Annotated in this window: 8 protein-coding genes and 1 pseudogene; 7 read left to right on the forward strand and 2 right to left on the reverse strand. The window is 65.6% G+C overall.

What is annotated here, in order from left to right; translation table 11 throughout:
* Nucleotides 1–488, forward strand: a 488-nt coding sequence (locus tag MOV74_RS25745) for a M23 family metallopeptidase (RefSeq protein WP_246929160.1), incomplete at its 5' end; no start/stop codon positions are given.
* Nucleotides 489–695: 207 nt separating this feature from the next.
* Here the strand turns inward: MOV74_RS25745 and MOV74_RS25750 are convergent.
* Nucleotides 696–1688 carry an ATP-binding protein gene (locus MOV74_RS25750; RefSeq protein ID WP_246929165.1) on the reverse strand — a complete coding sequence of 331 codons (993 nt, stop codon included), beginning with the start codon at nucleotides 1686–1688 and terminating at the stop codon, nucleotides 696–698.
* 182 nt (nucleotides 1689–1870) lie between these two features.
* Here MOV74_RS25750 and yajC point away from each other — a divergent pair, with 182 nt between their 5' ends.
* The 6 genes from yajC to MOV74_RS25780 are packed head-to-tail and all read left to right on the forward strand — an operon-like array spanning nucleotide 1871 to nucleotide 7523.
* The gene (gene yajC, locus MOV74_RS25755; RefSeq protein WP_246929167.1) at nucleotides 1871–2239 is read left to right on the forward strand and encodes a preprotein translocase subunit YajC; all 369 of its coding nucleotides are present in this window, start codon (nucleotides 1871–1873) and stop codon (nucleotides 2237–2239) included.
* 47 nt (nucleotides 2240–2286) lie between these two features.
* Nucleotides 2287–3888, forward strand: coding sequence for a protein translocase subunit SecD (gene secD / locus MOV74_RS25760; protein ID WP_246929168.1), 1602 nt, complete (start codon nucleotides 2287–2289; stop codon nucleotides 3886–3888).
* A gap of 10 nt (nucleotides 3889–3898) precedes the next feature.
* Nucleotides 3899–4918 carry a protein translocase subunit SecF gene (secF, locus tag MOV74_RS25765; RefSeq protein WP_246929169.1) on the forward strand — a complete coding sequence of 340 codons (1020 nt, stop codon included), beginning with the start codon at nucleotides 3899–3901 and terminating at the stop codon, nucleotides 4916–4918.
* 60 nt (nucleotides 4919–4978) lie between these two features.
* A complete protein-coding gene (locus tag MOV74_RS25770) occupies nucleotides 4979–5362 on the forward strand; it encodes an Mth938-like domain-containing protein (protein WP_106950502.1) in 384 nt (127 codons plus the stop codon).
* 7 nt (nucleotides 5363–5369) lie between these two features.
* On the forward strand, nucleotides 5370–6233 hold the full coding sequence (locus MOV74_RS25775) for a phytoene/squalene synthase family protein (protein ID WP_246929170.1): 864 nt from the start codon (nucleotides 5370–5372) through the stop codon (nucleotides 6231–6233).
* Nucleotides 6234–6278: 45 nt separating this feature from the next.
* Nucleotides 6279–7523: a threonine ammonia-lyase gene (locus MOV74_RS25780; RefSeq protein WP_246929171.1), complete on the forward strand. Its 1245-nt coding sequence runs from the start codon at nucleotides 6279–6281 to the stop codon at nucleotides 7521–7523.
* Between the two features lie 7 nt (nucleotides 7524–7530).
* Here MOV74_RS25780 and MOV74_RS25785 read toward each other — a convergent pair.
* Nucleotides 7531–7711 (reverse strand): annotated as a pseudogene (locus MOV74_RS25785) (aminotransferase); the annotation flags it as partial.

Below are 7711 nucleotides of genomic sequence, written 5' to 3' on the forward strand. Positions count from 1 at the left end.
CGGCCGTTGCCGCTCCGGTGCAGAGCGCGCGCCTGGCCCAGGCCACGGCGAACGTCGAAGAGAAGCCCGCCGAGACGCCGGCGAAGGCTGCGGAGACCACCAGCGCACTGCCGACCTTCCGCTGGCCGGTGCGCGGCAAGGTGGTCACGAGCTACGGCGCCAAGACCAACGGCAAGTCCAATGACGGCATCAATCTCGCGGTGCCCGAGGGGACGCCGGTCAAGGCGGCAGAAGATGGTGTCGTCGCCTATTCCGGCAACGAGCTGAAAGGTTACGGCAATCTGGTCCTGGTTCGGCATTCCAACGGCTACGTCACCGCATATGCCCATGCGAGTGAGCTGCTGGTGAAGCGCGGCGATCCCATCAAGCGCGGTCAGGTCATTGCCAAGTCGGGTCAATCCGGGGAGGTGGCGTCGCCGCAGCTCCACTTCGAGATCCGTAAGGGATCGAGTCCGGTTGACCCGCTTCAATTCCTGAACGGGGCGTGAGGCTGACGCGGCCTATAGAGACGGGCCGCGCCGTTACCACAAGTACGCTGTCATCGTCCGCGAAGGCGGACGATCCAGTACTCCAGAGACAATCATTGTTGAGCCGATAAGCCGCGGGGTACTGGATTCCCCGCTCCAGTGCGCAATTGCGCACGAGGCGGGGAATGACAGTTGTGGGCTGGGCCGTAGCTTCGGCTGGAGCTCCCGCTACATCGCCGTCAGCTTCACGCCCAGCCGACCCGCCAGCTCCTGTACGAACTGCCAGGCGACGCGGCCTGAGCGAGAGCCGCGGGTGGTCGACCATTCCAGCGCCTCGCGCTCCAGCGCCTCGTCGTCGACCTCAATGCCGAAATGGCTGCAATAGCCGCGCACCATGGCGAGATATTCGTCCTGGCTGCAGCGGTGGAAGCCGAGCCAGAGACCGAACCGATCCGACAGCGAGACCTTCTCCTCGACGGCTTCGCCGGGATTGATCGCAGTGGAGCGCTCGTTCTCGATCATCTCGCGCGCGAGCAGATGGCGGCGGTTCGAGGTGGCGTAAAGGATGACGTTCTCGGGCCGGCCCTCGATGCCACCTTCGAGCACCGCCTTCAGCGACTTGTACGAGGCGTCGTTGCCGTCGAAGGAGAGGTCGTCGCAGAACACGATGAAGCGGAAGGAAGAGGCCCGAAGCTGCTCCATCAACGCGGGCAGGCTCTCGATGTCCTCGCGATGGATCTCGATCAACTTCAGCTTCTCGGCCGGTTTGCGCTCCGCGTTGATGCTGGCATGCGCGGCCTTCACCAGCGACGATTTGCCCATGCCGCGTGCGCCCCAGAGCAGGGCGTTGTTGGCGGGCAGGCCACCCGCGAACCGCTCGGTGTTCTCCATCAGGATGTCGCGCATCCGGTCGACGCCCTTGAGCAGGAACAGCTCGACGCGGCTGACCCGCGGCACGGCCGACAGGCGGCCGTCGGGGTGCCAGACATAGGCATCCGCCCGCTTGAACGACTCGCGCTCGACGACCGGCTTGCCCTGGGCGGAAAGGTGCGCCGCAATGGTCTCCAGCGCGCGGACGATGCGTTCCTGGGAGAGGTCTGGGGCTGGCTGAGAAGTGGCCTTGGAGGCCGTCGTGGGGCGTTTTGCCGCGACGCGGGCAGGCTTCCTGGCAGCGGTGCGGGGGCCTTTGCCGGCCGGGCTTTTGCTTGATTTTTTGGGCATGTCCGAAGTTCCTGAGAACGCAGCCTTTATCGGGCCTGAGGGCGCGCCGCAAGGTGGCCAAAAGGGCGGTCTGGCAGCGTTGCAATTGGGGCAATGGCCGCTATAGTCCGCGCGAATTTGACCGAACCGGTCGCCTTTGAGGGCCTGACCGGCTTTCTCCCGTTCTCACGAGGATCGTCCGAATGCTGATTACTCCTGCGTATGCCCAGGCTGCGGGCGCCGGCGACACCAACAGCATGTTGATGTCGCTGCTGCCGTTCGCCCTGATCTTCGTGATCATGTACTTCCTGATTCTGCGCCCGCAGCAGAAGAAAGTCCGCGACCACGCCGACCTCGTGAAGAACATCCGCCGCGGCGACACCGTCGTGACCTCGGGCGGCCTCGTCGGCAAGGTCACCAAGGTCGTCGACGACGACCAGATCGAGTTCGAGATTTCCGACGGCGTGCGGGTGCGGCAGATGCGCCAGATGATCTCCGGCGTGCGCGCCAAGGGCGAGCCGGCCAAGGAAAGCGCGAAGGAAGCCGCCAAGGACGACGCCGCGTCGAAGTGAGCGCTTCCGCGAGCATCTCAAGTCTCCTGATCTGACAGGTCCAGTCGATGTTGTATTTCACGCGGTGGAAGGCGCTCGGGATTATCCTGACGGCGCTGATCGTGTGCCTCTGCGCGGTCCCGAACTTTTTCCCCGAGGCCCAGGTCAAGACCTGGCCTGCCTGGGCGCAGCGCCGGCTCGTGCTCGGCCTCGACCTCCAGGGCGGCTCCTATTTGCTGCTCGAGGTCGATTCCAACTACGTGAAGAAGGAGCGGCTCGATCAGATTCGCGACGACGTTCGCCGCACCCTGCGTGATGCCAAGATCGGCTTCACGGGTGGCGTGACCGTGCGCAACGACGCGGCCGAGGTGCGCATCACCAAGGAATCCGACGTTCAGGCTGCGCTCGCAAAGCTGCGCGAATTATCCCAGCCGCTGGGCGGCCTGATGGGATCCAGCGGTCAGCGCGACCTCGAGGTGAGCGAGGCCGGCGGCGTGATCCGCCTGAGTATCCCGCAGGCTGCGATGCTCGACCGCATGCGCAAGACGATCGAGCAATCGATCCAGATCGTCGAGAAGCGTGTCAACGAGCTCGGCACCGTCGAACCCGTGATCCAGCGCCAAGGCAATGACCGTATCCTGGTGCAGGTCCCCGGCCTTCAGGACCCGACGCGTCTAAAGGAGTTGCTGGGCAAGACCGCGAAGATGGAATTCCGCATGGTCGATCCCTCGGTCCCGCCGGACCAGGCGCAGCAGGGCGGGTTGCCGCCGGAAGCCGAGTTCCTGCCGGCCGCCACGCCGCCGCCGACCGGCTACGTGGTCAAGAAGCAGGTGCTGGTTGCGGGTGGCGATCTGACCGATGCCCAGGCGACCTTCGACCAGCGTACCAATGAGCCGGTCGTCAGCTTTAAGTTCAATACCTCTGGCGCGCGCAAGTTCGCGCAGGCCACGCAGGAGAATGTCGGGGTGCCCTTCGCGATCATCCTCGACGGCAAGGTGATCTCGGCGCCCGTCATTCGCGAGCCGATCACTGGCGGGCAGGGCCAGATCTCCGGCAGTTTCACGGTGCAGTCGGCGAACGACCTCGCGATTCTGCTGCGCGCAGGCGCGCTGCCGGCGCCGCTGACCGTGGTCGAGGAGCGCACCGTCGGTCCGGGCCTCGGCCAGGATTCGATCGAGAAGGGTGAACTGGCGGCTTACGTCGGCTCGATCCTGGTCATCATCTTCATGCTGCTGACCTACCGGCTGTTCGGGGTGTTCGCCAACATCGCGGTGGCCATCAACGTCGCCATGATCTTCGGCCTGTTGTCGCTGCTCAACGCCACGCTGACGCTGCCCGGCATCGCCGGCATCGTGCTCACCGTCGGCATCGCGGTGGACTCCAACGTGCTGATCTACGAGCGTATTCGTGAGGAGCTGCGCGGCGGCCGCAACGCGATCTCGGCGATCGACGCCGGTTTCAAGCGGGCGCTCGCGACTATCCTCGATTCCAACATCACCACCTTCATTGCCGCCGCGGTGCTGTTCTACATCGGCACCGGTCCGGTGCGCGGCTTTGCCGTGACGCTCGGCATCGGCATCATCACCACGGTGTTCACCGCCTTCACCATGACCCGGCTGATCGTCGCCTGGTGGGTGCGGTGGAAGCGGCCGCAGAGCGTGCCGATCTAGGAGCCTGATCGTGATTCACACCGTTCTCATCGGGCTCGGCATCCTCATTGCCATCCTCACCGTGGTCGCGGCCATGGGCTGGCTGCCGTCGTTGCGCATCGTCCCGGACGACACGCATTTTGATTTCACCCGCTTCCGCCGCATCAGCTTCCCGATCTCGGCGGCGCTGTCGATCGTCGCCATCACGCTGTTCTTCACCCACGGACTGAACCTCGGTATCGACTTCAAGGGCGGCACCCTGCTGGAGGTGCGGGCCAAGTCCGGCGCCGCCGACATCTCGGCAATGCGCACGACGCTGGATGGCTTGCGTCTCGGCGAAATCCAGCTGCAGCAGTTTGGCGGCCCCGAGAACGTCTTGATCCGCGTCGCCGAACAGCCCGGCGGCGACAAGGCGCAGCAGGATGCCGTGCAGAAGGTGCGCACCGCGCTCGGCGATTCCATCGAGTACCGCCGTGTCGAGGTGCTCGGCCCGCGCGTCGCCGGCGAGCTCCTGGCCTACGGCATGCTCGGCCTGATGCTCGCGATCGTGGCGATCCTGATCTATCTCTGGTTCCGGTTCGAATGGCAGTTCGCGCTGGGGGCCATGATCGCCAACGTGCACGATATCGTGCTGACGATCGGCTTCATGTCGATCAGTCAGGTCGATTTCGACCTGACCAGCATCGCGGCGCTTCTGACGATTCTCGGCTACTCGCTCAACGACACCGTCGTCATCTACGACCGCATCCGTGAAATGCTGCGTCGCTACAAGAAGATGCCGATGCCGCAGCTGCTCAACGAGTCCATCAACTCGACGCTGTCGCGCTCGATCATCACCCACTTCACGGTGACGCTGGCGCTGCTCGCGCTGCTCCTGTTCGGCGGTCATGCAATCCACAGCTTCACCGCGGTGATGATGTTCGGCGTGGTGCTGGTCGGCACCTACACCTCGATCTTCATCGCTGCCCCGATCCTGATCTATCTCGGCGTCGGCGAGCATCGCGAGGATGCGCCCGATACGGCTGCGCCGGCGAAGAAAAGCAAGGCGTGATCCGAACCGCATGCCCTCGCAGGCGTTTGCGAGGGCAGTAAGCCCATTCGGACGAAGCTCATGGCCGGCGATCCCAACGCTCCCCATTTCCCGCGCTCGGCGCCGATCGAGGCCTATGGCAAGGGCGGCTTCGCCTTCGCCGGCATGTCGCATCGGGGCTCGCTGCTCTGCCTGCCGGACGCGATCTGGGCCTGGGACGTGACGGATCCCGCGAAGATCGACCGCTATTCGCTGGATCGGGTCTTCACGGCCGCCAACAGCATCGACACGCTCCTGATCGGCACCGGAACCGGCGTCTGGCTGCCGCCGCCGGCGCTGAGGCAGGCGCTCAAAGCGGTGAGGGTGGTGCTGGACACGATGCAGACCGGTCCCGCCGTGCGCACCTACAACATCATGATCGGCGAACGGCGGCGGGTCGCCGCCGCGCTGATCGCGGTGCCATGAACAGCACATGAGCAGCGCCGCTCCGCCGCCCGATTCCGTCACCTTCTGCGCCGATCTCGTGCGCAGCCACGACTTTCCGCGCTATGCCGCAACCCTGTTCGCGCCCGCCGCCGAGCGCCGCGCATTGCTGGCGCTCTACGCCTTCAATGTCGAGATTGTCCGCGTCCGCGACCAGGTGAGCCAACCCTTGCCCGGCGAAATCCGCTTTCAATGGTGGACCGACCTGTTTTCGGGCCTGGTCCACGGCAGCGCCGAAGGCAATCCGGTCGCGGCGGAATTGCTGCGTGCGATCCGTGATTTCGACCTGCCGGTCGAGCCGCTGTCGCTGCTCATCGACGAGCACCAGTTCGACCTCTACAACGACCCGATGCCGACGCTGACGGCGCTGGAGGGCTATCTGGCCGCGACCTGTTCGGCGTTGTTCGGTCTGGCTGCGCAGGTTCTGGGGCCGCCATCGGAGGCGGTCGAGCATCTCGCCCGTCATGCGGGACTGGCGCAGGGCATCGTGCAGGTCATGACGAACCTGCCACGCGATGCATCGCACCGTCAGCTGTTCCTGCCGGAGCAGGTGCTGGCGAGCCATGGCTGCCAGATGGAGGACGTCTTTGCCGGCAAGGACACGCCGAACCTCCGCGCCGTGCTGGACCAGCTCGTGGGCGAGGCGCAGCAGCATTTGACCACGGCGTTGTCGCTGCTGGCGCAAGTGCCGGTCGCGGTGCGTCCGGCGTTTCTGCCGCTGAGCCAGGTCAAGGCCGATCTCAAGCGCCTGTCGCACCCCGGCCGCAATCCTTTCGCGCCGCAGCCGACGTCGCGGCTGCGCACGCTCTGGACGCTGTGGCGGGTTTCACGTTCCCGGGAATTTACCAAATAGCGGCTGGCATATCGCCTCGAACCGCCGGATGCTCTATGCTGTCCCATGGCTGAGTTGTCCCAAAGCACGTCGCCTGACCTGAGCGGTTTTCCGGTCGCGCCAAGCGACATTCATGCCGCCGCCGACACCATCCGGGGTGCCGTCGTCGAGACGCCCTGCAGCTACAGCCGCACGCTGAGCAACATCTGCGGCTGCGAGATCTGGCTCAAATTCGAGAACCTTCAGTTCACCTCCTCCTTCAAGGAGCGCGGCGCGCTCAACCGCCTCACCGCGCTGACGCCGGAGGAACGTGCGCGCGGCGTCATCGCCATGTCGGCCGGAAACCACGCGCAGGGTGTTGCCTATCACGCCAAGCGGCTCGGCATTCCCGCCACCATCGTCATGCCGATCGGCACGCCGATGGTGAAGATCGAGAACACAAGGCATCACGGCGCGGAAGTGGTCGTCACGGGCGCGACGCTGGAGGAGGCGGCCGTCTTCGCACGTCACCACGGCGAAGCCCGCGGCATGATCTTCGTCCACCCCTACGACGATCCGCTCGTGATCGCGGGGCAGGGCACCGTCGGGCTGGAGATGATGAGAGCCGTGCCGGAGCTCGATACGCTGGTCGTCCCGATCGGCGGCGGCGGCCTGATCAGCGGCATCGGCATTGCCGCGAAATCGATCAAGCCGTCACTGCGAATCCTGGGCGTCGAGGCCTGGCTCTATCCCTCGATGTACAACGCCATCCATGACGGCAATCTGCCGGCGCGCGGCGATACGCTCGCCGAAGGCATCGCGGTGAAATCGCCCGGCAAGCTCACCACCGAAATCGTCCGCCGCCTCGTCGACGACATTGCGCTGGTGAACGAAGCCGAGCTCGAGCGCGCCGTTGCGACCCTGATCTCGATCGAGAAGACGGTGGTCGAGGGCGCCGGCGCCGCAGGCCTCGCCGCGCTGATGTCCGATCCCTCCCGCTTTGCCGGCCAGAAGGTCGGCTTGGTACTGAGCGGCGGCAATATCGACACGCGGCTGATCGCCTCGGTCCTCACGCGCGAGCTGGCGCGCGAGGGGCGGCTGACGCAGCTCTCGCTCGATATTCCTGATCGCCCCGGGCAGCTGGCCGCCGTTGCGGCGCTGCTGGCCGAAGCCGGCGCCAACATCATCGAGGTCTCGCACCAGCGGACGTTCTCCGATCTGCCAGCCAAGGCGACGCTGCTGCAGCTCGTCATCGAGACCCGCGACAGCGCGCATCTCGACGAAGTCATGGCAAGGCTCAGCGCGTCCGGCTTGAGCGCGCGCTGCACCTGAGCGCGCGCTACGACCGCCGCGCCAATCCCGCGATGTGGTCGATCAGGCGGTCGACCTCGGCTTCCGTGTTGTAGTAGTGCGGGGACGCCCGCACGACATGCGGCAACGCGCGGCGTTCGGCATCGATGCGCGTGCTCGGCGGATCGGAAGCGCCGATCGTGATGGCGGCGGCAGCGGCACTGGCGACA

The organism is Bradyrhizobium sp. SHOUNA76 (assembly GCF_023006445.1).
GTDB lineage: Bacteria > Pseudomonadota > Alphaproteobacteria > Rhizobiales > Xanthobacteraceae > Bradyrhizobium.